This is a genomic window from Pseudomonas sp. S2_E02, from assembly GCF_054668355.1.
The window spans coordinates 4,044,293-4,069,319 of the sequence record NZ_CP162761.1 but is presented as its reverse complement, the minus strand read 5'-3'; the positions used below and the strand labels follow the sequence as shown (position 1 = coordinate 4,069,319).

The following is a 25,027-nucleotide window of genomic DNA, read 5'->3' as shown; positions in this document are numbered from 1 at the left end:
CTCCCTCCGGGAGAGGGCTAGGGTGAGGGCGGCTCTTGATCGTTACCCTGAGCGTAATGATTCACCACCGCGCTTGATTGATGCCCCCACCCCACACGCCTACCTTAGCTCCACGACAGCGAACCCCGTGGAGTGAGCATGACAACAACAATTTCCCCCGACTCGCGCTGGACGCGGCGGCGCGATGAGAAGCAGCGCCGCCTCGACAAGGTGCGCGGGCTGGCCGACGGTGTGGTGTTGCCCACCGACAAGATCGTCGCCGCGCTCGAAGCGCTGATCCACCCCGGTGACCGTGTGGTGCTGGAGGGTAACAACCAGAAGCAGGCGGATTTCCTTTCGCGCTCGCTGGCCAAAGCCGACCCGGAAAAGCTCCACGACCTGCACATGATCATGCCCAGCGTCGGTCGCTCCGAGCACCTCGACCTGTTCGAACGCGGCATCGCCCGCAAGCTTGATTTCTCCTTCGCCGGAACCCAGAGCCTGCGCATCAGCCAGTTGCTGGAAGACGGCCTGCTGGAAATCGGCGCGATTCACACCTACATCGAACTCTACGCCCGGCTGGTGGTGGACCTGATCCCCAACGTCGTGCTCTCGGCCGGGTTCATGGCCGACCGCGCCGGCAACATCTACACCGGCCCGAGCACCGAAGACACTCCGGCACTGATCGAACCGGCCGCCTTCAGCGACGGCATCGTCATCGTCCAGGTCAACCAATTGGTCGACGACGTCAGCGAACTGCCGCGCGTCGACATCCCCGCCTCATGGGTCGACTTCGTGGTGGTGGCCGACAAGCCGTTCTACATCGAACCGCTGTTCACCCGCGACCCACGCCATATCAAGCCTGTGCACGTGCTGATGGCGATGATGGCGATCCGTGGCATCTACGAAAAACACAACGTGCAGTCGCTCAACCACGGCATCGGTTTCAACACCGCCGCCATCGAGCTGATCCTGCCGACCTACGGTGAATCCCTCGGCCTCAAAGGCAAGATCTGTCGCAACTGGACGCTCAACCCGCACCCAACTTTGATCCCGGCAATCGAGAGCGGTTGGGTCGAAAGCGTGCATTGCTTCGGCACCGAACTGGGTATGGAAAACTACATCGCCGCGCGCCCGGATGTGTTCTTCACCGGTCGCGACGGCTCGCTGCGTTCCAACCGGATGTTCTGCCAGCTCGCCGGGCAATACGCGGTGGATCTGTTTATCGGCGCGACGTTGCAGGTTGATGGCGACGGCCACTCCTCGACCGTGACCCGTGGTCGCCTCGCCGGTTTCGGTGGTGCGCCGAACATGGGCCACGACCCGCGCGGTCGGCGTCACGGCACCCCGGCGTGGCTCGATATGCGTCATGACGATGCGCAGCAACCGATGCTCGAACGCGGCAAGAAACTCGTGGTGCAAATGGTCGAGACGTTCCAGGAGGGCGGCAAACCGACCTTCGTTGAAACCCTCGACGCCGTGGAAGTGGCGAAGAAAAGCGGCATGCCGCTGGCGCCGATCATGATCTACGGCGACGACGTCACCCACCTGCTCACCGAAGAAGGCATCGCCTACCTGTACAAGGCGCGCTCGCTGGAAGAGCGTCAGGCGATGATCGCAGCGGTCGCCGGCGTCACCGCGATCGGCCTGCGCCACAACCCGAAAGACACCGAACGCATGCGCCGCGAAGGCCTGATCGCCTTGCCCGAAGACCTCGGCATCCGTCGCACCGACGCCACCCGCGAACTGCTCGCGGCAAAAAGCGTGGCCGATCTGGTCGAGTGGTCCGGCGGCCTGTACAACCCGCCCGCCAAATTCAGGAGCTGGTAATGCACGCATTTAACCTGCAAGCGAAACCGCTGTCCCTGGCTGATCGATTGGCCGACCTGGCGGTGGACGCGCTGATCGACGAAGCCGATCTGTCGCCGAAACCGGCACTGGTCGACCGTCGCGGCAATGGCGCGCACACCGATCTGCACCTGGGCCTGATGCACGCTTCGGCGCTGTCGTTGTGGCCGGCGTTCAAGGAGATGGCTGAAGCGGCGGTTGCAATCGGTGAAGTCGATTCAGCGTTGCGCGAAGCGATTGGCCGCATCGGCCGTGAAGGTGAGCAAGCGATGCTCACCACCACCAACGGCGTGAACACGCATCGTGGGGCGATCTGGGCCTTGGGATTATTGGTGACCGCCGCTGCGCTGGAACCACAATCTTCCAGCGCCAATGCCGTGACCTTGCGCGCCGCACGCCTGGCCTTGTTGGACGATCGCCACGCACCAAAACCCTTGAGCCACGGCGCGCAAGTCGCCCTGCGTTACGGCGCTCGCGGCGCTCGTGAGGAAGCGCAACTCGGCTTCCCTTCGGTGCTGCAACGCGGTCTGCCGCAACTCAAACTCAGCCGCGCCAATGGCCACGGCGAACAGAACGCCCGGCTCGACGCCTTGCTCGCAATCATGACTGACCTCGCCGACACCTGCGTGCTCTACCGCGCCGGCGAAGAGGGTCTGCACGCCATGCAGTCCGGCGCGCAAGCGGTGCTCGACGCCGGTGGCAGCGCCAGCCTCAGCGGTCGCCGTCGCCTGCACGATCTCGATCAACAACTCATCGCATTGAATGCCTCGCCCGGTGGCGCCGCCGACTTGCTCGCCGCCACACTGCTGCTCGATCGCATCGAGCGCGACGGCATCCTTCAGGGAGCGTTTTGATGGAAACCCTATCGTTTGAATTCCCCGCCGGGCAGCCGCCACGCGGCCGTGCGCTGGTCGGTTGTGTCGGCTCGGGTGATCTGGAAGTGCTGATCGAACCGGGTCTGGCCGGCAAACTGACAATCAATGTGCAGACCTCGGTCAACGGCGCGCAGTTGCGTTGGCAGCACCTGTTTGCGCGGATGTTCGACGGCACCACGCCGCCGGCGATGGCCATCGATATCCACGATTTCGGCGCGACGCCGGGGGTGGTGCGTTTGCGTCTGGAACAAGGTTTCGAGGAGATCGGCCATGACTGACAGCGCAGCGTTGCTCAACAAACACAGCTTCGTCGAGCTCGGCGCGCGGCAACGGGCGAAAGCCTTGCTCGATGCCGGCAGCTTTCGTGAATTGCTCGACCCGTTTCAACGGGTGATGTCGCCGTGGCTTGAACGTCAGGGCGTGGTGCCGCAGGCCGATGACGGCGTGGTGATCGCCAAGGGCAGCCTCGACGGTTTGCCAGTGGTCATTGCCGCAATTGAAGGCGCGTTTCAGGGCGGCAGCCTTGGCGAAGTCGGCGGGGCGAAGATTGCCGGCGCGCTGGAACTGGCGGCTGAAGACAACCGCAAAGGCATTCCGACCCGCGCGGTGTTGCTGCTGGAAACCGGTGGCGTGCGCTTGCAGGAAGCCAATCTCGGGCTGGCGGCGATTGCTGATATTCATGCGGCGATTGTCGATTTGCAGCAGTACCAACCGGTGGTTGGGGTCGTGGCGGGCAGCGTTGGTTGTTTTGGCGGTATGTCGATTGCGGCGGCGCTGTGCAGCTATTTGCTGGTGACTCAGGAAGCACGCCTCGGTTTGAACGGCCCGCAAGTGATCGAGCAAGAAGCCGGGATCGAAGAATACGACTCCCGCGACCGGCCGTTCATTTGGAGCCTGACCGGTGGCGAGCAGCGTTTCGACACTGGTCTGGTGGATCGTTATGTCGCCGATGATGTGGCGAAGATTCGTCAGCAGGTCGGCGAATTGCTGCAGCAAGGTTTGCCAAAACAACCACGCAGGCAACGCGCCGAATGGTTTCTGCAACGCCTGAGCAGCCTCAACACTGACCCGCAAATCGAACCGTCGGTGGTTCGCGATCTGTATCAAGGAGAGCGCTCATGAGCGGTTATTCACTGCGCGGTTTGAGCTGGTTCGACGCCTTGAGCGCCGGGGCGAAAGCCGTTGAGGGTTTGCCGCCATCGCTGCGGGTTGCCGATGGTGAACTTGGGCGATTTATCGCCGTGGTCGCTGACCCGGACAATCGCTTTCCGCGTGCTCGCAATGGCGAAGTCGGCTTGCTTGAAGGCTGGGGTCTGGCCAAGGCTGTGGATGACGCGATCACTGCTGATCGTGACAAAGCGCAGAAACGCCCGATCATCGCCATCGTCGATGTGCCGAGCCAGGCTTATGGTCGGCGCGAAGAAGCACTCGGCATTCATCAGGCGCTGGCCGGTGCGGCGGACAGTTATGCCCGTGCGCGGTTGGCCGGGCATCCGGTGATTGCATTACTGGTCGGTAAGGCAATGTCCGGGGCGTTTCTCGCTCATGGTTATCAGGCCAACCGTTTGATTGCGCTGCGCGATCCGGGCGTGATGGTGCATGCGATGGGCAAGGCGTCGGCGGCGCGGGTGACGTTGCGCAGTGTTGAAGAGCTCGAAGCGCTGGCCGCCAGTGTGCCACCGATGGCTTATGACATCGACAGCTACGCCAGCCTCGGATTGCTCTGGGAAACCCTGTCGGTGCAGCAGATTGAGCAGCCGACGGCGGAGGATCTATCGAGAGTTAACGAGTGCCTGAAGCAAGCCATCGGCGATGTCGTCAGCACTGATCTGAGCAATCGCCTCGGCGCGAAGAATCGTGCGGCCTCCAGCAAGGTTCGCGAACTGCTGAGGGCGCAGTGGTGAGCACGCCTCTGGCCCACGATCTGCTCTGGGGCATGACCCCGGCGCAGTTGCCGGCGGATGCGCCGCTGTGGGCCGTCGAGTCATTAGCCGCCGGGCAACCGGTGGTAGTGCGACGGGCGTTGAGTGCTGAGGGTTTTGTCGCGGTCGGCGTGCGCGGTGTGTTGCGCGAGCAGCGCTGGGCGGCATTTATGGCCGTCGATTCGATTGCCTGTCGGGTCAGTCCGGAGGCGCTGTGTCACGTCGACTGCGAGCGCGATCTGCCGGTCATGCACGCGCTCCAACAACTGCGGCCAATGCTCGACGATTGCGGTTGGGTCTGGGGTGTCAGCGGCAGTGTCGGGTTTGAATTGGCCAGCGGTTTTACCGCGATGCACGCGGCCAGTGATCTCGATCTGATTCTGCGTACGCCGCAACTGATCACGCGTAATCAGGCACGCAAACTTGTCGCGGTTTTTGATCAAGCTGTGTGCCGGGTCGACCTGCAATTGCAGACACCTTTCGGTGCGGTGGCGTTGCGTGAATGGGCCAGCGGTTCGGCACGCGTGCTGCTGAAGAATGCTCATCAGGCTTGCCTGGTGATTGATCCGTGGAATCCGCAGGAGCAGGCAGCGTGAGCAGTCTGCTGGTGTTCCCCGGTCAGGGCGCGCAGCAGGCGGGCATGTTTCAGCGCTTGCCTCGGGAAACCTTGGTCGAAGCCAGTGATGTACTTGGCGAAGATGTTTTGCTGCTCGATTCTGCTCAAGCATTGCGCACGACGAGGGCGGTTCAGCTGTGCCTGCTGATCGCCGGCGTCGCGGCTTCACGACAGTTATTGCAGGACGGACTCACGGCGGATTACGTCGCCGGCTTGTCCATCGGCGCTTACCCGGCAGCGGTGGTCGCTGGAGCGTTGAGCTTCAGCGATGCGCTGCATCTGGTCAGCCTGCGCGGTGAGTTGATGCAACAGGCTTATCCACAGGGCTACGGCATGACCGCGATCATCGGCCTGCAATTATCCACAGTCGAAACACTGCTCGCACAGGTGCACAGCGAAGATTCGCCGGTGCACCTGGCCAACATCAATGCCGATAACCAGGTGGTGATCGCCGGTAGTGACGAGGCCATGCAAGTGGTGGCTGAACTGGCGCGCAGTCGTGGCGCTGGTCTGGCGAAACGCCTGGCGGTGAGTGTGCCGTCGCACTGTCCGCTGCTGGAGGCACCTGCACAAACCCTCGCCGAGGCCTTCGCCAAAGTTGAACTGAAAACTCCGAAAATCGCTTACCTGAGCGGCAGCCGCGCGCGTCCTGTGACCAAAATCGAAGCGCTGCGCGACGACCTCGCCTTCAACATGTGTCGCGTAGTGGATTGGCGCGGCACCGTACAAAGCGCCTACGAGCGCGGCGTGCGTTTACAGATCGAACTGCCGCCCGGTGCGGTGCTGACCGGGCTGGCGCGCCGGGTGTTCGAGCAGGGCACGGTCACGGCCTTCGACAGTGCGCGTCTCGACACCTTGCAGGCGCTGTTGCGTGAGGAGGGTGGCCGCCAACTCTAAAACCGCCGACTCAAGCTTCGAACAACAAAAACAACATTCGACGATGCACTTTGAGGACTACAACAATGATTATTTACGGTGTGGCGTTTCTCGCCTTTTGTACGCTGGTGGGTATCTGGGTCGGTGAACTGCTCGGCAAGCTGATCGGCGTGCCGGCCAACGTCGGCGGCGTCGGCATTGCGATGCTGCTGTTGATTGGCCTGGGCAGTTATCTGAACAAAAGCGGCTGGCTCAAGGGCAAGACCGAGCAGGGTGTCGAGTTCTGGAGCGCCATCTACATTCCGATCGTCGTGGCGATGGCAGCGCAGCAGAACGTGTACGGCGCGCTCAAGGGCGGGCCAATGGCGATTCTCGCCGGGACGCTTGCCGTGGTGATCGCTTTTGCCCTGGTGCCCGTGCTGACGCGCATGGGCAACAAGGAGCAGACCCCGATCGCTCCAGCCAAGACTGCGGGGTAAGCGCCATGTACGAATCAATGATGAAAGTGATCACCGGTTACGGTTTGATCAGCGGTTTCCTGATTGTCGGGCTGACCATGTGGGTGTCCTACTGGATGTCCAACACCTTCACCAAGGGCCGTTTGCACGGCTCGGCCATCGCCATTCTGCTCGGGCTGGTGCTGTCGTATGTCGGCGGCGCACTGACCGGTGGGCAGAAGGGCGTGGTGGATATTCCGTTGCTGTCGGGCATCGGCTTGCTCGGTGGGGCGATGCTGCGCGATTTCGCGATTGTGGCCACGGCGTTTGGCGTGAGTGTCGATGAACTCAAGCGTGCCGGGTTCGTCGGAGTGCTGGCGCTGTTTGTCGGGGTGGGGACTTCGTTTGTCGCCGGGGTCGGTGTGGCGATGGCGTTCGGTTATACCGATGCCGTGAGCCTGACCACTATTGGTGCCGGCGCGGTGACTTACATTGTCGGCCCGGTGACCGGCGCGGCGATTGGTGCCAGTTCCGAGGTGATGGCGTTGTCGATTGCAGCGGGGTTGATCAAGGCGATTCTGGTGATGGTGATGACGCCGTTCGTGGCGCCGATGATTGGCCTGAACAATCCACGCAGCGCGGTGATTTTTGGCGGGCTGATGGGCACGTCCAGCGGTGTGGCCGGCGGGTTGGCGGCGACGGATCCGAAGCTGGTGCCTTACGGGTGTCTGACGGCGGCGTTTTATACGGCGCTTGGGTGTTTGCTTGGGCCTTCGCTGTTGTTTCTGGCGATGCGCGGGTTGATGGGATAACAGCTAAGAGCTGCCCTCACCCTAGCCCTCCCGAAACGTCGGACCGCCCGTAGGGAGAGGGGACTGACCGAGTTGTTTTGGCGTTATACATCGATCTGAAATTCTTATGTCGAACTCAGGTTCCGAAACCCATGAAGATCTGCTCCCTTTCCCCCTCGCCCCCTTGGGGGAGAGGGCTGGGGTGAGGGGGTAGCTCTTGATCTTGATTTTGCTCTAAATCCCAGCCTGTCGATTGGCATACATCCGACACTCCGCCAGCAACGCCAGCAAATTCGGATCCCTCTCCTTGGCCTTCAAAAACACCACGCCAATGTGCTGCTGCAACCGGTACTTCTCCTGCAGCGGAATCAACTTCACCCGATTCTCATACACCGCCGCAATCCGCCCCGGCAGCAATGCATAACCCACTCCCGAACTGACCATGCTCAACAGCGTGAAGATGTCATTCACCTGCATCGCCACCTTCGGCTCGAACCCCGCCTGCTTGAATACCCGGTTACCGTCCTGATGCGTGGCAAAACCCTGGGTCAAGGTGATAAAAGTTTCATCCCGGACTTCCGCCAGATCCACTTCACTGCGCTGGGCAAACTTTGAATCCGCCGGTGTGGCGAGGAAGATGTCGTCGGAAAACAGCGCAATCTGCTCGCAATCCGGGTCGTTGATGCTGTCGTCCAGCGACACCAGAATCGCGTCGACTTCCATGTTCTTCAGCTTGTAGAGCAGGTCGATGTTCGAGCCGAGGATCAGGTCGATGTTGAGTTCGCTGCGGCGGATTTTCAGGCCCATGATCAGTTGCGGTACGGTTTTCACGGTCAGCGAATACAGCGAGCCGAGTTTGAAGCGTTCGGCGGAGAACCCGGCGGCTTCGCGGGTCAGGCGCACGCTTTCGACGACGTCGTTGATCAGCTTCTGCGCCCGTTCTTCGAGCACGTAAGCGCTTTCCAGCGGCGTCAGGTTACGGCCTTCGTGCTTGAACAACGGGCAGCGCAGGGCGCTTTCCAGCGAATGAATGGCGCGGTGCACGCTGACGTTGCTGGTCTGCAACTCGGCAGCGGCGCGGGCGAGGTTGCCGGTACGCATGAAAGCGAGGAACACCTCGAGTTTTTTCAGGGTCAATTCTTCGTCGATCAGCATGGCGCGGACTCTTTTTGGAATGCTTCGATTGTGCCCAATTACCGTGGCGTGCGCAGGTCCGCGTTGAACAGAAACATTGCGCTTTTACGCTCAAGGCCCGAGCCTTGCGCGCTGCGGTAACGAATATTGAGGTGAGCGATACATGTATCACGGAGAAAAACTCAACGCCTGGACGCATTTGGTTGGGGCAGTGGCAGCGTTTATCGGCGGCGTCTGGATGCTGGTGATCGCCAGCCTCGACGGCAGCCCGTGGAAGATTGTCAGTGTGGCGATCTACGCGTTTACCTTGCTGGTTCTCTATAGCGCCTCGACCGTGTACCACAGCGTGCGCGGGCGCAAGAAAGCGATCATGAAGAAGGTTGATCACTTTTCGATCTATTTGCTGATTGCCGGTAGCTACACGCCATTCTGTCTGGTCACCCTGCGCGGGCCGTGGGGCTGGACGCTGTTCGGGATTGTCTGGGGGCTGGCGCTGATCGGCATCCTGCAAGAGATCAAACCGCGCTCCGAGGCGCGGATTCTGTCGATCGTGATTTATGCGGTGATGGGCTGGATTGTGTTGGTGGCGGTGAAGCCTTTGATTGCGGCGCTGGGTACGGCCGGGTTTGCCTGGCTGGCGTCGGGCGGGGTTTTGTATACGGTGGGGATTATCTTTTTTGCCTTGGATCACCGGCTGCGGCATGCGCATGGGATCTGGCATTTGTTCGTGATTGCCGGGAGTTTGCTGCACTTTGTCGCGATTCTGTTTTATGTCCTGTAGCCCGGCTGACTGATCGTTCCCACGCTCTGCGTGGTAACGCCTACTGTGACGCTCTGCGTCACGCTGTTTGGGACGCGGAGCGTCCCGGGCTGCATTCCCACGCAGAGCGTGGGAACGATCAGTCCGGCAAAAAGGCTTAGAAGTCACCCCAAAGCTGTTGGGCCACCGCCAGTGCAACCACCGGCGCCGTCTCGGTACGCAATACGCGCGGTCCAAGGCGGGCGGCGTGGAAACCGTTGCCCTTGGCCTGCTCGACTTCGGCATCCGTCAAACCACCTTCCGGCCCGATCAGGAACGCCAGCGTCGCCGGTTTGGCATGACTCACCAACGGCTCCGCCACCGGGTGCAGCACCAGTTTCAACTCGGCTTCGGCCTGCTTGATCCAGTCCGCCAACAACACCGGCGGATGAATCACCGGCACCCGCGAGCGTCCACATTGCTCACACGCGCTGATCGCCACCTGACGCCAATGCAGCAGGCGTTTGTCGGCGCGTTCGTCCTTGAGGCGGACTTCACAGCGATCACTGAAGATTGGGGTGATTTCATTCACGCCCAGTTCGGTGGCTTTCTGAATCGCCCAGTCCATTCGCTCGCCACGGGACAGGCCCTGGCCGAGGTGAATGTGCAGCGGCGATTCGACCTGGCCGGCGAATTGCTCATCGATCTGCACGGTCACGCGCTTCTTGCCGACTTCCAGCAGGGCGCCGCGAAATTCATGGCCGGAACCGTCGAACAACTGCACCGCATCGCCCTCGGCCATGCGCAGTACGCGGCTGATGTAATGCGCCTGGGCTTCCGGCAATTCGTGTTCGCCGGTGCTCAGCGGGGCGTCGATAAAGAAGCGGGACAGTCTCATTTCGGGTCTCTGGAAAGATGTGAATCAGGTGGATCGGTGTCGACTTCATTCGCGAGCAAGCTCGCTCCCACATTTGGAATGCATTCCCCTGTGGGAGCGAGCTTGCTCGCGAAAGCGGCAGTTCAGGCGCCACAAATTTTTTGAATCAGCCTGGATCGCGGAACCCCGGGTGGAAGTCTTTTGGCACGGCGACGCTGACGCTGTCACGCGTCGCTATATCGATGCCTTCGCTGGCCACTTCGGCGAGGAAGTCGATCTGCTCCGGGGTGATCACGTACGGCGGCAGGAAATACACCACGCTACCGAGCGGGCGCAGCAACGCGCCACGTTCCAGTGCATGCTGGAACACTTTCAAACCGCGACGTTCCTGCCAAGGGTAGGCCTCTTTCGTGGCTTTATCCTTGACCATCTCGATGGCCAGGACCATGCCGGTCTGGCGTACTTCGGAGACGTTCGGGTGATCGACCAGATGCGCCGTCGCCGACGCCATGCGCTGAGCCAGCGCCTTGTTGTTCTCGATGACGTTGTCCTGCTCGAAGATATCCAGCGTTGCCAGTGCCGCCGCGCACGCCAGCGGGTTGCCGGTGTAGCTGTGCGAGTGGAGGAAGGCGCGCAGGGTTGGATAGTCGTCGTAGAACGCGCTGTAGACCTCATCGGTGGTCAGGCACGCCGCCAGCGGCAGATAGCCGCCGGTCAGCGCCTTCGACAAGCAGAGAAAGTCCGGGCGAATGCCGGCCTGTTCACAGGCAAACATGGTTCCGGTGCGACCAAAGCCGACGGCGATTTCGTCGAGAATCAGGTGCACGCCGTAGCGGTCGCAGGCCTCGCGCAGCAACGTCAGATACACCGGGTGATACATGCGCATGCCGCCGGCGCCCTGAATCAGCGGCTCGACGATCACTGCCGCGACGCTGTCATGATTTTCTGCCAAGGTCTGTTCCATGGCGGCGAACATATTGCGCGAATGGTCTTCCCAGCTCATGCCTTCGGGGCGTCCGTAGCAATCCGGGCTCGGCACCTTGATGGTGTCCATCAACAGCGCTTTGTAGGTTTCGGTGAACAGCGGCACGTCACCGACCGCCATCGCTGCCATGGTTTCACCGTGGTAGCTGTTGGTCAGGGTGACGAAGCGCTTCTTGTTCGGTTGGCCGCGATTGAGCCAGTAATGAAAGCTCATCTTCAGCGCGACTTCGATGCAGGACGAACCGTTATCGGCATAGAACACCCGGTTCAGGCCTTCCGGGGTCATCTTCACCAGACGCTCGGACAGCTCGATCACCGGTTGATGGCTGAAACCGGCCAAAATCACGTGTTCCAGCTGATCGACCTGATCCTTGATGCGCTGGTTGATGCGCGGGTTGGCGTGGCCGAACACGTTGACCCACCACGAGCTGACGGCGTCGAGGTAGCGCTTGCCTTCGAAGTCTTCGAGCCAGACGCCTTCGCCGCGCTTGATCGGGATCAGCGGCAGCTGTTCGTGGTCTTTCATCTGGGTACAGGGATGCCACAACACCGCGAGGTCGCGTTGCATCCACTGGTTATTCAGGCCCATTTACAGTCTCCTCGAGGCGGCTCGCGTCAGGCGCGGGCAAACAATCGCGCAAGCCTATGCAATGCGTCGCGCGGGGACAACCCATTGTGTCGATTGAGCTACTTTGTATGAGCCGATAGACGTCGCTGGCGGCGTTTTGATGGCTAACGTATTCTTCGCGGTTCTTTGGGTCGTCTGACCCGCAAAACTGCTTTTTCCTACGTGTATTTCCGGAGTTCGCTGAATGTCTGTCGGTTGGCTGCGCGCCTGTGCGCTGGTGATGTTGGGGCTGTTCAGCGTTACAGCGCTGGCCAAGGATAAAACTGCAATCGTGATCGGCGGTGGCCTGTCGGGCCTGACCGCCGCTTATGAGCTGCAAAACAAAGGCTGGCAGGTCACCCTGCTGGAAGCCAAACCGAGCCTGGGTGGTCGCTCGGGTATGGCCACCAGCGAGTGGATCGGCAACGACAAGACCCAGCCAGTGCTGAACAAGTACGTTTCGACATTCAAGCTGGGCACCACGCCGGCGCCGGAATTCGTGCGGACCCCGGGCTACCTGATCGACGGCGAGTATTTCTCTGCCGCCGATCTGGCGACCAAGCAGCCGGCCACCGCCGATGCCTTGAAGCGCTACCAGAAAGCCCTCGATGATCTGGCGCGTTCGATCGACGACCCGCAAAACCCGGCGGCAACCAGCACCCTGCACGCGCTGGACCAGATCACCGTGTCGAGCTGGCTCGACAAGCAGAACCTGCCGGCCACCGCACGTCAGTTGATCAACCAGGACATCCGCACCCACTACGACGAGCCTTCGCGTCTGTCGCTGCTGTATTTCGCTCAGCAGAACCGCGTGTATCGCGGCATCTCCGACCGTGACCTGCGCGCTTCGCGTCTGGTCGGCGGCAGCCAAGTGCTGGCGCAGGCGTTCGTCAAACAGATCAAAACCATCAAGACCAACTCGCCGGTGTCCGCGATCACTCAGGACAAAGACGGCGTGACCGTCAAGGTCGGCAGTGTTGGCTATCAGGCTGACTACGTCGTGTTGGCCGTGCCGCTGCGTGCACTGAACAAGATTGCCCTGACGCCGGCGCTGGATGCCCAGCATCTGGCTGCGATCAAGGGCACCAACTACGGCTGGCGCGACCAGATCATGCTGAAGTTCAAGACGCCGGTGTGGGAAAGCAAGGCGCGCATGTCCGGCGAGATCTACAGCAACACCGGTCTCGGCATGCTTTGGATCGAACCTGCCCTGAAGGGCGGCGCCAACGTGGTGATCAACCTGTCCGGCGACAACGCTCGTGTGATGCAGGCGTTTGGCGACAAGCAAATGGTCGATCAGGTGCTAATTCGTCTGCACGCGTTTTATCCACAGGCTCGTGGCTCGTTCACCGGTTATGAAATCCGTCGCTACAGCACCGACCCGTCGATGGGCGGCGCCTACCTGGCTTACGGCCCGGGGCAGATCAGCAAGTTCTGGCGTCTGTGGGAACGTCCGCTGCAACGCGTGACGTTCGCCGGCGAACACACCGACACCTTGTACCCGGGCACCCTGGAAGGCGCGCTGCGCACCGGTCAGCGGGCGGCGAGTCAGGTTGAAGATCTGGCGGCAGGCAAATCGTTCGAGCCAGCCAAAGTAGTGCCGGCTGCAGCAGCGGCAGGCGCGGCGGGTGCCGTGGCGGCGAAGAAGGGCAACTTCTTCACTAATCTGTTTGGCGGTTCGGATGACGAGAAGAAGCCTGAGCCTGTGAAGGCGCCAGAGCCGGCTCCAGCTCCGGTCGCTCCAGCGCCTGCGCCGACTCCGGCACCTGCGCCAGCTCCGGTGGAAGCGCCAAAGCCTGCGGCACCAGTGAAAGCTGCACCGGCGAAGAAAGCGGCGGCCAAGCCAGCGGTGAAGAAGCCAGCGGCTAAAACCGAGGCGAAAAAGCCTGCGGCGAAACCGGCAGCGCAGAAGGCTGATCCGGCGAAGAAGCCAGCGGCCAAGCCTGCGGCAACGACCGAGACCAAGGCGCAGTAGGCCTTTGCTTCAATAAAAAAACGCGGCCACACGGGCCGCGTTTTTTTTTGCCAGAAGCGCGCACTTCGATCCTTCCCGGTGCAGTCTCAAGGCTTACCTTTGCGCAGGACACTTCCCACAAAACAATCGGAACGAAATGATAGCGGGTGCCTTAGCTGCAACTTTATGCTTGAAGAAATTGGAGGCGCTCGATGAAAAGACTTACGGTAATACTTCTGTTGATGACACTTTCCGGTTGTGCCAATGGGCGTTTCTTTCCAGGTGGATATAACGCAGAACTTGTGCATCAATGCAAGATTGATCCCTACAGTGCCGATTGCTTGCAGCCGCCGCCAGTTTTCACCAACTAATCAATCAAAAGAGCGGTGGCTTGTTAAAAGTCCCATTTATAGAACTCGGTGCCGTTCGGTAACTTTCTGAGCCAGCGCTGCTTGGGTTTTCGAATCCGCCCGGGGATAAAACCGAAACGAGCCCAACGCAGGTTGCCGTTGCGCTGATCGTAAATGACCAGATTGCCATCGTCCTGCATCGTCAGGTAAGTGTTGTACCACAGCGACTTTTCGAGGCTGTGGGTACTTTCGGCAATCCATAGTCGCCGTCTGAAAGGGTCGAAGAGAAATCCGTTATTACTGACGACAAATTGTAGTGGTTCACGCATCTTCTTTGGATGCAGAGTTGCACTGTAAGGCTGATTGTTGTCGGCAATCCAGACTACTGCTTCACCTTCTTTTATCACCAGATTGCCATCGCTCTGCAATAACAACCGATATCGACCGTTCTCGGATTGCAGGTATTGGCCCGGAGACATTGTCTGGTTTGGTGGTAACTCGGAAGTGCCACTTGCTTGAAAGGGGGTATAACGAAGTGCCATGTTTTTCACCTTTTCAATGAATGATTGAGTCATCATTTGATCAGGGGCAAGCGGCCAACTAGCGATACATAGTTATTAAATTAATTTTCTTTTTCTGCGAATTTTTTGTGATCACTGCCTGCTCCGCGGCGCGCCGGAGCAGAAGGAGAATCGCGCCCCGTGGTCCGAGCGCTGCGCGGTAGAATCGCCTTTAATCTTTCCTTAACACGCCACTTTCAGACTCTTGATCGTATTTCTCGATATTTCAAAGCAAAATTTTCCGCTTTAATTCGATAGATAACTCGCTAGTCTTGGTTCGCAGTTCTCACAGGATTTGGGCAATGCAGCTACGTAACTCTTCTTCGCGCTATGGTTGGGTCAGCATCTTCATGCACTGGGGCGTGGCGCTGGTGGTCTTCGGGCTGTTTGCGCTGGGCCTGTGGATGGTCGGGCTGGATTACTACAGCAGCTGGCGCAAAGAGGCGCCGGATCTGCACAAGAGCATCGGTCTGGTGCTGCTGGGTGTGATGGTGTTGCGGGTGTTGTGGCGCTTTATCAGCCCGCCGCCGCCGACGCTGCAAAGCTACAGCCGGATGACCCGCATCGGCGCCAAGTTCGGCCATGGGTTTCTGTATCTGGCGCTGTTCGCTGTGATGCTTGCCGGTTACCTGATTTCCACCGCAGACGGTGTCGGGATTCCGGTGTTTGGCCTGTTTGAAGTTCCTGCACTGGTTTCCGGGCTACCGGATCAGGCAGATACCGCTGGGGTGATTCATCTCTGGCTCGCGTGGGCACTGGTAATTTTTTCCGGCCTCCATGCGTTGGCAGCATTGAAGCACCACTTTATCGATCGTGATGCGACCCTGACGCGAATGCTCGGTCGCAAAGCCTGAAATTCAACCTCGACTCAAAGGAAAAGAAAGCATGTTGAAAAAGACTCTGGCCGCTCTGGCAATCGGTTCTGCACTGCTCTCGGCTGGTCAGGCCATGGCTGCGGACTACAAAATCGACAAGGAAGGCCAGCACGCCTTCGTTGACTGGAAAATCAGCCACCTGGGCTACAGCTTCATTCACGGTACTTTCAAGGATTTCGACGGTACATTCTCGTGGGATTCGGCCAAGCCTGAAGCCAGCAAGATCTCCGTTGATGTGAAAACCGCCAGCCTGTGGTCGAACCACGCTGAACGTGACAAGCACATCGCCAGCAAAGACTTCCTGGATGTTGGCAAGTTTGCTGATGCCAAGTTCGTCTCCACCGCCGTTAAATCGACCGGTGAAAAGACTGCTGATGTGACTGGCGACCTGACCCTGCACGGTGTGACCAAGCCTGTGACCTTCAAGGCTACGTTCAACGGCGAAGGCAAGGATCCATGGGGCGGCGAACGCGCTGGCTTCAACGCCAAGACCACCCTCAACCTGAACGATTTCGGGATCAAGGGCCCAGGTCCTACCTCGCAAACTGCGGATCTGGACATCTCGCTGGAAGGCGTGAAAGTTAAATAACTTTCCTCCCGCCACACAAAAACGCCCCCGGTCGAAAGATCGGGGGCGTTTTTTATTGCCTACGACACACACGCATCCCCTGTGGGAGCGAGCCTGCTCGCGAAGGCGGCGGGTCAGTCAGCAATGATGTTGGCGAATGACCGCTTTCGCGAGCAGGCTCGCTCCCACAGGGGATATGCGGTGATTCAGGGGGATTCGTGGCGGCAAAAAAATGCCCCGGCTCTTGCGAGTCGGGGCATTTTATATGGCGGCGTTAACTCAGCGATTGCGGGTCAGCAATGCTGGTTTTTCGCCACGCGGGCGGCTTGGCAGTTGATCGAGCTGCTCAGGCGTCGGGAAGCGGTCGGCTTTCGATTCCTTGTGCATGATCTTCGGGCCGTTGCTGCGCGGGTTCTGTACGGCTGGCTCGCTGCGTGGCTGATCGTCACGGGCCGGACGACGATTGCGCGAGGACGAGGAGGATTCGTCGCGACGACCCGACTGACCATCACGCGGTGCGCCGTTGCGCGGGCCGTTACGCTTGGCTGGCGGGGTGCCGGTGCTCGAACCGTTGCTGTTGCGCGGACCGTTCTGACGACCCTGCGACTGACCGCCACGTGGTGCGCCCGAACCTGCGCCTGCACCTTGAGCCGGTGCGCCTGGACGACGGCCACGGCCGCCGGCAGGGGCTGGTTTTGGTACGTAATCAACGCGGTTACCGAAGTTATCGATATCGTCGTCGAGGAACTCGTCCGGTGCACGATCAGCCGCCGCACGTGGCGGTTGGCTCGGACGCTGTTCGCGGCTCGGAGTGCCTTCGCGCGGTTTCTGCTGACGAGCAGGGCGCTCGCCACGTTCGCCGGCCGGTTTTTCCTTGCCCTTGTCTTTGCCTTTGTCTTTACGACCGCCGCCACCGCCGCTGCCATTCGGGCCGTCGCCGCGTGGGCCACGTGGATTGCGTGGGTTACGCACGTCCGGACGCTCACGCACTTCCGGCTTCTCGGCTTCAATGGTGCTCGAATCGAAGCCCATCAGGTCGCCGTCGGCGATTTTCTGCTTGGTCATGCGTTCGATGCTTTTCAGCAGTTTCTCTTCGTCCGGGGCAACCAGCGAGATCGCCTCGCCCGAACGACCGGCACGGCCAGTACGGCCGATACGGTGCACGTAGTCTTCATCGACGTTCGGCAGTTCGAAGTTGACCACGTGTGGCAACTGATCGATGTCCAGGCCGCGTGCGGCGATGTCGGTCGCAACCAGAATGCGCACCTGGTTCGCCTTGAAGTCGGCCAGCGCTTTGGTGCGCGCGTTCTGGCTCTTGTTACCGTGGATCGCTACAGCCGGCAGGCCGTGCTTGTCCAGGTACTCGGCCAGACGGTTGGCGCCGTGCTTGGTGCGGGTGAACACCAGCACCTGTTCCCACGCGCCGGCGGTGATCAGGTGCGCCAGCAGCGCACGCTTGTGGCTGGCCGGCAGACGGAACACGCGTTGTTCGATGCGCTCGACCGTGGTGTTCGGCGGCGTCACTTCGATGCGTTCCGGGTTGTGCAGCAGCTTGCCGGCGAGGTCGGTGATGTCTTTGGAGAAGGTCGCCGAGAACAGCAGGTTCTGACGCTTGGACGGCAGGCGCGCGAGGACTTTCTTCACGTCGTGCACGAAACCCATGTCGAGCATGCGGTCGGCTTCGTCGAGGACGAGGATTTCCACGTGGGACAGGTCAACGCTGCCCTGGCCGCAGAGGTCGAGCAAGCGACCCGGGCAGGCAACGAGCACGTCGACGCCACGGGACATGGCCTGAACCTGTGGGTTCATGCCGACGCCGCCGAAGATGCAGGCGCTGACGAATTTCAGGTCACGGGCGTAGATCTTGAAGCTCTCGTGAACCTGGGCCGCGAGTTCGCGGGTCGGGGTCAGGACCAGTACGCGCGGTTGGCGCGGGCCATGACGCTGGGATTTGTCCGGGTGACCGTTGGGGAACAACCGCTCCAGGATCGGAAGGGCGAAACCGCCGGTTTTACCGGTACCTGTCTGTGCCGCAACCATCAGGTCGCGACCTTGCAACACGGCGGGGATGGCCCGCTGTTGCACCGGAGTAGGCTCGGTATAGCCCGCATCTTCGATGGCGCGGACTAAAGCCTCGGAGAGACCGAGGGAAGCAAAGGACATGAGTAATCCTGTTTTAGTTAGGGCTTGGCCCAATGGGAGTCTTGCCTGGCGCGAATCACGTTTAAGAGGACGCAATCCCGTCCGGTCCTGCTGCGGTTCCGAAGGCACGTCTGGAGCGCTCGCGCGGGCTGCAAAGCTGCGCTGTAGCGGGTCGAGAGGCCTGTTACGGTTCCGGGCGTCCGGGCGTGAGCCTGGCGGGAACGCCGGAGTATAACAGAGCAATCACTGCGCGCTGCTTTCCTGCTGCTCAACGGTTTTGCCGCTGGCCGTGGCATTGCCCAGCGGCGCAGCCATGGCGGGAGCCGCGCCGTAGCGTGCGCTCAGCTCAGCGTAAGCCGGTTCGCGCTTGAATCGCTTGAGCTCGGCGCCAAATCGCTGCACCAGCAAATCCATGCCGGCATTGCGTCTAACCGCGAGAAACTGGCTCTGGCGGCTAATGACAGTGGGGTTTTCGGTGATCTGATCGCGAATATCCAGCTCATCGAGCAAGTGCTGACCGACACGGCGATCGGTGATCAGCAAGTCGATGCGACCGCGCACCAGTTTGCCGAAGTTGGCTTCGTGGGTCGGTGCCGGTTCACGGGTAAACAGTGTTGATTCGCTGAAATCGGGGCTGTACAGATAACCCGGCGAGGTGCCGATGGTCAGGCCTTTGAGCTCTTCGAGTTTGCTGAACGGGTGCGGCCGGTCGTTGGCGTAGAACAGGACGAACTCGACGTCCGACAGCGGCTCGCTCGGGTAAAGCAGGGTGGCGTCGCGCTCGTCGCTGTGAAAAATGTCCAGCGCGCCATCGGCCTGACCGGTCTCAAGCATCGACAGGCAGCGCTTCCACGGCAAGAACTGCCATTCGACTTCGATGCCCAGACGTTTGAAGACAATGGCCGTGGTTTCGTAATCCAGCCCGAGGCTTTTACCGTTCTCTTCGTAGACATAGGGCGCCCACGGCTCGGTGACAATACGCAACTTTTCGCCTCGAGCGGCGAAGCTCAGGCAAGCAAAAACCAGCACGGCGAATAACTGCGTGATCAAAGGCATGGCTTGAGATTACGACGAGAAACGCGAAAGAGCCAGAAAGTGCCTGCACAAGCTCTGTTTCGGGCCTTTAAAAGCAAAAAATCGCAGCTGCGACACCCCTGTAGGAGTTGCCGAAGACTGCGATCTTTTGATCTTTCTATGAGGCTTAACGCGGCAACTTCAGGTTATTCCAGATCGCCAGACTAGGCTCAGCCTGGTTCATGGAATAGAAGTGCAGACCCGGCGCGCCACCTTGCAGCAGGCGTTCGCACATCTCGCTGACGACTTGCTCACCAAAGCGCTGAATGCTTTGCGTGTCATCGCCGTAGGCTTCCAGTTGCTTGCGGATCCAGCGCGGGATTTCCGCACCGCAGGCATCAGAGAAGCGCGCGAGTTTGCTGTAGTTGGTGATCGGCATGATCCCCGGAACGATCGGCAGATCCACACCCTGCGCCTGCAAACGCTCGACGAAATAGAAGTAGCTGTCGGCGTTGAAGAAGTACTGGGTGATAGCGCTGTCGGCGCCGGCACGGGCCTTGCGGATGAAATTGGCCAGATCGTCTTCGTAGTTGCGTGCTTGCGGATGCATCTCCGGGTAAGCGGCAACTTCGATATGGAAATGATCACCGGTTTCTTCACGAATGAATTCAACCAGTTCATTGGCGTGACGCAGCTCACCGCTGGTCATGCCCATGCCGGATGGCAGGTCGCCACGCAGCGCGACGATACGCTTGATGCCGGCAGCCTTGTACTCGTTCAGCAGGCCGCGCAGGTCGTCCTTGCTGTCGCCGACGCACGACAGGTGCGGTGCGGCCGGTACTTTGACTTCGCTTTCCAGTTGCAGAACGGTGTTGAGGGTGCGATCACGGGTCGAACCACCAGCGCCATAGGTGCAGGAGAAGAAATCGGGATTGTACGTTGCCAACTGACGGGCAACGTTGAGCAGCTTTTCATGCCCAGCATCGGTCTTGGTCGGGAAGAACTCGAAGCTGTAGCGACGGTCTTGGGACATGGTCATACCCTTGGAAACAAGAACCTTCGAGGCGCTGCAATCCCGTGTGGGAGCGAGCCTGCTCGCGAAAGCGTCGGGTCAGACAACACGGATGCTGAATGATAAACCGCCTTCGCGAGCAGGCTCGCTCCCACAGGGAGAGCGAGCAAGCACCTGTTAGTAGCGGTAAGCGTGCGGCTTGAACGGGCCTTCGACGGTCACGCCGATGTAGTCAGCCTGTTGCTTGGTCAGTTGGGTGACCACGCCGCCGAAGCCGCGAACCATTTCCAGGGCCACTTCTTCGTCGAGTTTCTTCGGCAGTACTTCAACGGTCAGGCGCTCGGCTTTCTGGGCTGGCGACAGGTCGGCGTACTTCTGGCCGAACAGGAAGATCTGCGCCAGAACCTGGTTGGCGAACGAACCGTCCATGATGCGGCTTGGGTGACCCGTGGCGTTGCCCAGGTTCACCAGGCGGCCTTCGGCCAGCAGGATCAGGTAGTCGTCGTTCTGCGCGTCGAACGCGCCCGGGCCGGTACGGTGGATCTTGTGTACCTGTGGCTTCACTTCTTCCCATGCCCAGTTCTTGCGCATGAAAGCGGTGTCGATTTCGTTGTCGAAGTGACCGATGTTGCAGACAACAGCGCGCTTCTTCAGGGCTTTGAGCATGTTCGCGTCGCAAACATTGACGTTACCGGTGGTGGTCACGATCAGGTCGATCTTGCCCAGCAGCGCTTTGTCGATGCTCGTTTCGGAACCGTCGTTGATACCGTCGATGAACGGCGAAACCAGTTCGAAACCGTCCATGCATGCTTGCATGGCGCAGATCGGGTCAACTTCGGAGACTTTAACGATCATGCCTTCCTGACGCAGCGACTGAGCCGAACCCTTGCCCACGTCACCGTAACCGATGACCAGCGCTTGCTTGCCGGACAGCAGGTGGTCGGTACCACGCTTGATCGCGTCGTTCAGGCTGTGACGGCAGCCGTACTTGTTGTCGTTCTTGGACTTGGTCACCGAGTCGTTGACGTTGATGGCCGGGATTTTCAGCTCGCCTTTGGCCAGCATGTCCAGCAGACGGTGTACGCCGGTGGTGGTTTCTTCGGTCACGCCGTGAACGCGATCCAGTACTTGTGGGTACTTGTCGTGCAGCAGCTGAGTCAGGTCGCCGCCGTCGTCGAGGATCATGTTGGCGTCCCATGGCTGGCCATCCTTCAGGATGGTCTGCTCCAGGCACCACTCGTACTCTTCTTCAGTTTCGCCTTTCCAGGCGAAAACCGGGATACCGGCAGCAGCGATAGCGGCAGCAGCCTGATCCTGAGTCGAGAAAATGTTGCAGGACGACCAGCGTACTTCGGCACCCAGGGCAACCAGGGTTTCGATCAGCACGGCAGTCTGAATGGTCATGTGGATGCAGCCGAGGATCTTGGCGCCTTTCAACGGCTGTTCGCCGGAGTACTTGCGACGCAGACCCATCAGGGCCGGCATTTCCGATTCGGCGATGATGGTTTCGCGACGGCCCCAGGCAGCCAGGGACATGTCGGCAACTTTGTAATCGTTAAAATCTGCAGGCGTGATAACAGCGCTCATGAAGAGCCTCCATTCGTAATGTATGCGAATGGGCGCCGTTGTGCGTTTAGTGTCCGGCCTGAGCCAGTCAACGCCCCATCCGAGCCTGACAGGTTGAACCTGCTGCAGCGCCCCTCGGACAGGTGGCGGGAAAACGGTAGCAAGTGAACGTTACCGTTTTGAAACGGGGGCGATTATAGCCGTCTAGACTGATCTTCCAAAGGGTTTCTGTCGGCCAGATGAAGATCGTTAATGACGACCATAGTCGAAGCCGCATGGAGCCTGACCGCTCAGTCTGCCAAGATACCGTCCATCGTTCGGCAAGACACTCAGGAGTGAAGATGAATTTCCACACCCGCAAATGGGTAAAACCCGAAGACCTTAACCCCAACGGCACCCTGTTCGGTGGCAGCCTGTTGCGCTGGATCGACGAAGAAGCGGCGATTTACGCGATCGTCCAGTTGGGCAATCAGCGCGTGGTGACCAAGTACATTTCCGAAATCAACTTCGTCAGCGCCTCGCGCCAGGGCGACATCATCGAACTGGGCATCACCGCCACCGAGTTTGGTCGCACCTCGATCACCCTGACCTGCGAAGTGCGCAACAAAATCACCCGCAAGAGCATTCTGACGGTTGAGAAGATGGTGTTTGTGAACCTCGGTGAAGACGGTTTGCCGGCTCCGCACGGGCGCACTGAAATCAAATATGTGAAAGATCAGTTCCAGGAAGATGAGTTAGTCACCAAATAACATCGGCGGTGCTTTCTTCGCGAGCAAGCTCGCTCCCACAAGGATCACGCTGTACCTGTGGGAGCGAGCTTGCTCGCGAAAGCGGTTGTCCTGTCACCGAAGATTGATCAGGCCACTGAACAGCCATGAACCGCCGGGGTCGTAGGTAAACACCCCCCCCCCACGGTTCCCACGCCATGACCACCCCCACCGACGGCAAGACCCCCGATCTCTCGGCCGATGAGCAACACGAAGTCGAGAAAAGCCAGCCGCCCCGCGCGGCCGTTCTGCATGAAATCATCCGCACCCAAGGCGATCAGGAACTGGAACGCAGCATCGCCGCGCTCTGGTGGTCGGCGTTGGCGGCGGGGTTGACCATGGGCCTGTCATTGATGGGCATGGGCCTGCTCAATTCGCGTCTGCCCGAAGGTGACGAGTTCAAGGTAATCGCCAGTTTCGGCTACTGCGCAGGCTTCCTCGCAGTGATCCTCGCCCGCCAGCAACTGTTCACCGAAAACACCTTGACCGCCGTATTGCCGGTCATGACCAAGCCGACCCTGAAAAACTTCGGCCGGTTGATCCGCCTGTGGACAGTGGTTTTGGTCGGTAATCTGTGCGGGACGATTCTGGTCGCGTACGTGATGCTCGAACTGCCGATCTTCGACACCAAGACTGACCATGCCTTCCTCGAAATCGGCCGTAAGGTGATGGAAAACCACGCCAGCCAGATGTTCGCCAAGGGCATCGTTTCCGGCTGGATGATCGCCACCATGGTCTGGATGATCCCGTCCATGGAGAGCGCGAAGATGTGGATCATCATCCTCATCACCTACCTGATGGCGCTCGGTGACTTCACTCACATCGTGGTGGGTTCGGCGGAGGTGTCGTATCTGGTGTTTGCCGGCGAGTTGCCGTGGAGCGATTTCTGGATGGTCTTCGCAGGTCCCACGTTGGCGGGGAACATCATTGGTGGCAGCTTTATCTTTGCGCTGATCAGCCATGCGCAGATTCGCAGCGAGAGCGGTGCGCCTAAGGAGCCTGCGGATCAGGCCGGGAAACCTGATCCGCAGGAGATCAAAAAATGATCAGTGGTGAGCGGCTTCGCTGATGGTCACGGGCTCGTTGCGAGTTGCGTACTTGACCAGTTTGCCGATGGTCAGACCCTGCAACAGGATCGATGACAGCACCACGATGTAAGTGATGCTCAGCAGCAGATCGCGCTCCGGGCCCAATGGCAGGGCCAGCGCCAGTGCCACCGAAACACCGCCGCGCAAACCGCCCCAGGTCAGAATCCGGATGGTGCCGGCCGGCACCGTCCGCCAGCGGCGCAGCAGGACAATCGCCGGGGCCACGGTGAGCAGGCGCGACAGCAGAATCGCCACCGCCAACAAACCTGCCGCGGCCATGTGCAACCAGTTGAATGGCAGCAGCAACAGCTCCATGCCGATCAGCGCGAACAGCAGCGCGTTGAGCATGTCATCGAGCAATTCCCAGAAACCGTCGAGATAACGACGGGTCATGTCATTCATCGCCAGATTGCGCCCGACGTTACCGATGATCAGACCTGCGACCACCATCGCAATCGGTGCGGAAACGTGAATCTCGGTAGACATCGCCGAACCACCAATGACCAGCGCCAGCGTCAGCATCACGGTGATTTGATGCTGCTCGACGCTTTTGATCATTCGATAAACCAGATAACCGATCAGGCCGCCAAACAGCACGCCGCCAATCGCTTCGTGCACGAACAGCATCGCGGTGGCGCTGATGGTCGGGGTTTCGCCGAGTTGGGCGATGCCCAGTAACACGGTGAACACCACTACAGCGGTGCCGTCGTTGAACAGCGACTCGCCGACGATGGTGGTTTTCAGCGGTTTCGAGGCATTGGCGGTACGCAGCACGCCGAGCACCGCAATCGGGTCGGTCGGCGAAATCAACGCGCCGAACAGCAAGCAATACAAGAAGCTCACGTGCCAGCCGAACAGGGCGAAAATGTAATAGGCGAGGCTGCCGATCACCGTGGTGGCAATCAACACACCGAAAGTCGCCAACAGACCGATGGGCCAGCGGTAGCTGCGCAGGTCGTTGAGGTTGACGTGCAGGGCGCCGGCGAACAGCAGGAACGAGAGCATCCAGTTCATCAGCAGATCGCCGAAGTCGATCTGGCCAATCAGTTGCTGCACGCGTTCTTCGAGACCGGGGTAACCGAGCACGCTCAGGCCTTGCAGGATCAGCGAGAACAGTAGCGCGGTGACCATCACGCCGATGGTCGGCGGCAGGCCGATGAAGCGGAAATTGACGAAGGTGAGGAGGGTGGTGAGGCAGATGAAAGCGGCGACAAGTTCAAGCATCCGGGGTCCTTTGGATGAGGGGTGAGTGGAGCGCGCCCGATGTTTGGGCGCAGGGGTTTGATGGGCTGAGAGCGACAGAGGGCACAAGCTTCCCTCACCCCAGCCCTCTCCCGGAGGGAGAGGGAGCCGACCTTATTGTCTTGTGGCATGCATCGACCTGAATAACCGAGTCGATTATGGATTCGGCAATGCGCGTTCAGGTCGGCGTACTTCTGAAGCATC

24 protein-coding genes and 1 riboswitch are annotated in these 25,027 nt (G+C 60.0%); of the genes, 15 read left to right on the top strand and 9 right to left on the bottom strand.

Features of this window, described 5'->3' with window-relative positions:
* The first annotated feature begins 138 nt into the window (after positions 1-138).
* The 9 genes from mdcA (at position 139) to madM (ending at position 7,365) form a co-directional block, all read left to right on the top strand.
* Complete coding sequence (gene mdcA / locus AB4O01_RS18300) at positions 139-1,809, top strand: malonate decarboxylase subunit alpha (RefSeq protein WP_098966058.1); 1,671 nt, start codon at positions 139-141, stop codon at positions 1,807-1,809.
* The gene (locus AB4O01_RS18295) at positions 1,809-2,681 is read left to right on the top strand and encodes a triphosphoribosyl-dephospho-CoA synthase (protein ID WP_460089155.1); all 873 of its coding nucleotides are present in this window, start codon (positions 1,809-1,811) and stop codon (positions 2,679-2,681) included. Before mdcA ends, AB4O01_RS18295 begins: the two co-directional genes overlap by 1 nt.
* Entirely contained in the window at positions 2,681-2,980 is a 300-nt protein-coding gene (locus tag AB4O01_RS18290) for a malonate decarboxylase subunit delta (RefSeq protein ID WP_007913697.1), read from the top strand. The genes AB4O01_RS18295 and AB4O01_RS18290 overlap by 1 nt, the downstream gene beginning before the upstream one ends.
* On the top strand, positions 2,973-3,824 hold the full coding sequence (locus tag AB4O01_RS18285; RefSeq protein ID WP_093429848.1) for a biotin-independent malonate decarboxylase subunit beta: 852 nt from the start codon (positions 2,973-2,975) through the stop codon (positions 3,822-3,824). The genes AB4O01_RS18290 and AB4O01_RS18285 overlap by 8 nt, the downstream gene beginning before the upstream one ends.
* Positions 3,821-4,606 (top strand): biotin-independent malonate decarboxylase subunit gamma, encoded by a 786-nt coding sequence (mdcE, locus tag AB4O01_RS18280; protein WP_460089154.1) that lies wholly within the window; start codon positions 3,821-3,823, stop codon positions 4,604-4,606. Before AB4O01_RS18285 ends, mdcE begins: the two co-directional genes overlap by 4 nt.
* Positions 4,600-5,220 (top strand): malonate decarboxylase holo-ACP synthase, encoded by a 621-nt coding sequence (locus tag AB4O01_RS18275; protein WP_460089153.1) that lies wholly within the window; start codon positions 4,600-4,602, stop codon positions 5,218-5,220. The genes mdcE and AB4O01_RS18275 overlap by 7 nt, the downstream gene beginning before the upstream one ends.
* A complete protein-coding gene (mdcH, locus tag AB4O01_RS18270; protein WP_257356521.1) occupies positions 5,217-6,137 on the top strand; it encodes a malonate decarboxylase subunit epsilon in 921 nt (306 codons plus the stop codon). The genes AB4O01_RS18275 and mdcH overlap by 4 nt, the downstream gene beginning before the upstream one ends.
* Positions 6,138-6,202: 65 nt before the next feature.
* Positions 6,203-6,595: a malonate transporter subunit MadL gene (madL, locus tag AB4O01_RS18265; protein ID WP_016984760.1), complete on the top strand. Its 393-nt coding sequence runs from the start codon at positions 6,203-6,205 to the stop codon at positions 6,593-6,595.
* 5 nt (positions 6,596-6,600) lie between these two features.
* Complete coding sequence (gene madM / locus AB4O01_RS18260) at positions 6,601-7,365, top strand: malonate transporter subunit MadM (protein WP_038861195.1); 765 nt, start codon at positions 6,601-6,603, stop codon at positions 7,363-7,365.
* Between the two features lie 213 nt (positions 7,366-7,578).
* Here the strand turns inward: madM and AB4O01_RS18255 are convergent, their stop codons facing one another.
* Positions 7,579-8,499, bottom strand: coding sequence for a LysR family transcriptional regulator (locus tag AB4O01_RS18255; RefSeq protein WP_099757407.1), 921 nt, complete (start codon positions 8,497-8,499; stop codon positions 7,579-7,581).
* Positions 8,500-8,641: 142 nt separating this feature from the next.
* On the opposite strand from AB4O01_RS18255, the gene trhA reads away from it, so the two are divergent.
* Positions 8,642-9,259, top strand: a complete 618-nt coding sequence (gene trhA, locus AB4O01_RS18250) for a PAQR family membrane homeostasis protein TrhA (protein ID WP_007964065.1) — start codon at positions 8,642-8,644, stop codon at positions 9,257-9,259.
* A gap of 136 nt (positions 9,260-9,395) precedes the next feature.
* Here the strand turns inward: trhA and AB4O01_RS18245 are convergent, their stop codons facing one another.
* Positions 9,396-10,115 (bottom strand): 16S rRNA (uracil(1498)-N(3))-methyltransferase, encoded by a 720-nt coding sequence (locus tag AB4O01_RS18245; protein WP_460089152.1) that lies wholly within the window; start codon positions 10,113-10,115, stop codon positions 9,396-9,398.
* Between the two features lie 145 nt (positions 10,116-10,260).
* Positions 10,261-11,667 (bottom strand): adenosylmethionine--8-amino-7-oxononanoate transaminase, encoded by a 1,407-nt coding sequence (locus AB4O01_RS18240; RefSeq protein ID WP_320336205.1) that lies wholly within the window; start codon positions 11,665-11,667, stop codon positions 10,261-10,263.
* A 223-nt stretch (positions 11,668-11,890) separates the two neighbouring features.
* On the opposite strand from AB4O01_RS18240, the gene AB4O01_RS18235 reads away from it, so the two are divergent.
* Complete coding sequence (locus tag AB4O01_RS18235; protein ID WP_460089151.1) at positions 11,891-13,660, top strand: flavin monoamine oxidase family protein; 1,770 nt, start codon at positions 11,891-11,893, stop codon at positions 13,658-13,660.
* Between the two features lie 373 nt (positions 13,661-14,033).
* Here the strand turns inward: AB4O01_RS18235 and AB4O01_RS18230 are convergent, their stop codons facing one another.
* The gene (locus AB4O01_RS18230) at positions 14,034-14,531 is read right to left on the bottom strand and encodes a hypothetical protein (RefSeq protein WP_460089150.1); all 498 of its coding nucleotides are present in this window, start codon (positions 14,529-14,531) and stop codon (positions 14,034-14,036) included.
* 320 nt (positions 14,532-14,851) lie between these two features.
* Between AB4O01_RS18230 and AB4O01_RS18225 the strand changes: the two genes are divergently transcribed.
* Both AB4O01_RS18225 and AB4O01_RS18220 read left to right on the top strand, forming a co-directional pair.
* Positions 14,852-15,403 (top strand): cytochrome b, encoded by a 552-nt coding sequence (locus AB4O01_RS18225; RefSeq protein ID WP_077574882.1) that lies wholly within the window; start codon positions 14,852-14,854, stop codon positions 15,401-15,403.
* 31 nt (positions 15,404-15,434) lie between these two features.
* The gene (locus AB4O01_RS18220; RefSeq protein WP_038358767.1) at positions 15,435-16,013 is read left to right on the top strand and encodes a YceI family protein; all 579 of its coding nucleotides are present in this window, start codon (positions 15,435-15,437) and stop codon (positions 16,011-16,013) included.
* 258 nt (positions 16,014-16,271) lie between these two features.
* On the opposite strand, the gene AB4O01_RS18215 is transcribed toward AB4O01_RS18220, so the two are convergent.
* The 4 genes from AB4O01_RS18215 to ahcY form a co-directional block, all read right to left on the bottom strand.
* Positions 16,272-18,155, bottom strand: a complete 1,884-nt coding sequence (locus AB4O01_RS18215) for a DEAD/DEAH box helicase (RefSeq protein WP_460089149.1) — start codon at positions 18,153-18,155, stop codon at positions 16,272-16,274.
* Positions 18,156-18,377: 222 nt separating this feature from the next.
* Positions 18,378-19,190 (bottom strand): substrate-binding periplasmic protein, encoded by an 813-nt coding sequence (locus AB4O01_RS18210; protein ID WP_460089148.1) that lies wholly within the window; start codon positions 19,188-19,190, stop codon positions 18,378-18,380.
* A 145-nt stretch (positions 19,191-19,335) separates the two neighbouring features.
* Positions 19,336-20,181 carry a methylenetetrahydrofolate reductase [NAD(P)H] gene (gene metF / locus AB4O01_RS18205; protein WP_093429977.1) on the bottom strand — a complete coding sequence of 282 codons (846 nt, stop codon included), beginning with the start codon at positions 20,179-20,181 and terminating at the stop codon, positions 19,336-19,338.
* Positions 20,182-20,337: 156 nt separating this feature from the next.
* Positions 20,338-21,747, bottom strand: coding sequence for an adenosylhomocysteinase (gene ahcY / locus AB4O01_RS18200; protein ID WP_460089147.1), 1,410 nt, complete (start codon positions 21,745-21,747; stop codon positions 20,338-20,340).
* Positions 21,748-21,770: 23 nt separating this feature from the next.
* Positions 21,771-21,869: riboswitch (S-adenosyl-L-homocysteine riboswitch) on the bottom strand.
* A 198-nt stretch (positions 21,870-22,067) separates the two neighbouring features.
* On the opposite strand from ahcY, the gene AB4O01_RS18195 reads away from it, so the two are divergent.
* Together AB4O01_RS18195 and AB4O01_RS18190 are read left to right on the top strand one after the other, a co-directional pair.
* Entirely contained in the window at positions 22,068-22,475 is a 408-nt protein-coding gene (locus tag AB4O01_RS18195) for an acyl-CoA thioesterase (protein WP_016984776.1), read from the top strand.
* A 176-nt stretch (positions 22,476-22,651) separates the two neighbouring features.
* Entirely contained in the window at positions 22,652-23,539 is an 888-nt protein-coding gene (locus AB4O01_RS18190) for a formate/nitrite transporter family protein (protein WP_099757402.1), read from the top strand.
* Here AB4O01_RS18190 and AB4O01_RS18185 read toward each other — a convergent pair whose 3' ends face one another.
* Positions 23,540-24,805, bottom strand: coding sequence for a cation:proton antiporter (locus tag AB4O01_RS18185; protein ID WP_099757401.1), 1,266 nt, complete (start codon positions 24,803-24,805; stop codon positions 23,540-23,542).
* Positions 24,806-25,027: the final 222 nt, after the last annotated feature.

Coding starts and splice junctions, on each gene's coding strand:
- mdcA (WP_098966058.1), top strand. CDS start 139: ATGACAACAACAATTTCCCCCGACTCGCGCTGGACGCGGCGGCGCGAT.
- AB4O01_RS18295 (WP_460089155.1), top strand. CDS start 1,809: ATGCACGCATTTAACCTGCAAGCGAAACCGCTGTCCCTGGCTGATCGA.
- AB4O01_RS18290 (WP_007913697.1), top strand. CDS start 2,681: ATGGAAACCCTATCGTTTGAATTCCCCGCCGGGCAGCCGCCACGCGGC.
- AB4O01_RS18285 (WP_093429848.1), top strand. CDS start 2,973: ATGACTGACAGCGCAGCGTTGCTCAACAAACACAGCTTCGTCGAGCTC.
- mdcE (WP_460089154.1), top strand. CDS start 3,821: ATGAGCGGTTATTCACTGCGCGGTTTGAGCTGGTTCGACGCCTTGAGC.
- madL (WP_016984760.1), top strand. CDS start 6,203: ATGATTATTTACGGTGTGGCGTTTCTCGCCTTTTGTACGCTGGTGGGT.
- madM (WP_038861195.1), top strand. CDS start 6,601: ATGTACGAATCAATGATGAAAGTGATCACCGGTTACGGTTTGATCAGC.
- AB4O01_RS18255 (WP_099757407.1), bottom strand. CDS start 8,499: ATGCTGATCGACGAAGAATTGACCCTGAAAAAACTCGAGGTGTTCCTC.
- trhA (WP_007964065.1), top strand. CDS start 8,642: ATGTATCACGGAGAAAAACTCAACGCCTGGACGCATTTGGTTGGGGCA.
- AB4O01_RS18245 (WP_460089152.1), bottom strand. CDS start 10,115: ATGAGACTGTCCCGCTTCTTTATCGACGCCCCGCTGAGCACCGGCGAA.
- AB4O01_RS18240 (WP_320336205.1), bottom strand. CDS start 11,667: ATGGGCCTGAATAACCAGTGGATGCAACGCGACCTCGCGGTGTTGTGG.
- AB4O01_RS18235 (WP_460089151.1), top strand. CDS start 11,891: ATGTCTGTCGGTTGGCTGCGCGCCTGTGCGCTGGTGATGTTGGGGCTG.
- AB4O01_RS18230 (WP_460089150.1), bottom strand. CDS start 14,531: ATGGCACTTCGTTATACCCCCTTTCAAGCAAGTGGCACTTCCGAGTTA.
- AB4O01_RS18225 (WP_077574882.1), top strand. CDS start 14,852: ATGCAGCTACGTAACTCTTCTTCGCGCTATGGTTGGGTCAGCATCTTC.
- AB4O01_RS18220 (WP_038358767.1), top strand. CDS start 15,435: ATGTTGAAAAAGACTCTGGCCGCTCTGGCAATCGGTTCTGCACTGCTC.
- AB4O01_RS18215 (WP_460089149.1), bottom strand. CDS start 18,155: ATGTCCTTTGCTTCCCTCGGTCTCTCCGAGGCTTTAGTCCGCGCCATC.
- AB4O01_RS18210 (WP_460089148.1), bottom strand. CDS start 19,190: ATGCCTTTGATCACGCAGTTATTCGCCGTGCTGGTTTTTGCTTGCCTG.
- metF (WP_093429977.1), bottom strand. CDS start 20,181: ATGTCCCAAGACCGTCGCTACAGCTTCGAGTTCTTCCCGACCAAGACC.
- ahcY (WP_460089147.1), bottom strand. CDS start 21,747: ATGAGCGCTGTTATCACGCCTGCAGATTTTAACGATTACAAAGTTGCC.
- AB4O01_RS18195 (WP_016984776.1), top strand. CDS start 22,068: ATGAATTTCCACACCCGCAAATGGGTAAAACCCGAAGACCTTAACCCC.
- AB4O01_RS18190 (WP_099757402.1), top strand. CDS start 22,652: ATGACCACCCCCACCGACGGCAAGACCCCCGATCTCTCGGCCGATGAG.
- AB4O01_RS18185 (WP_099757401.1), bottom strand. CDS start 24,805: ATGCTTGAACTTGTCGCCGCTTTCATCTGCCTCACCACCCTCCTCACC.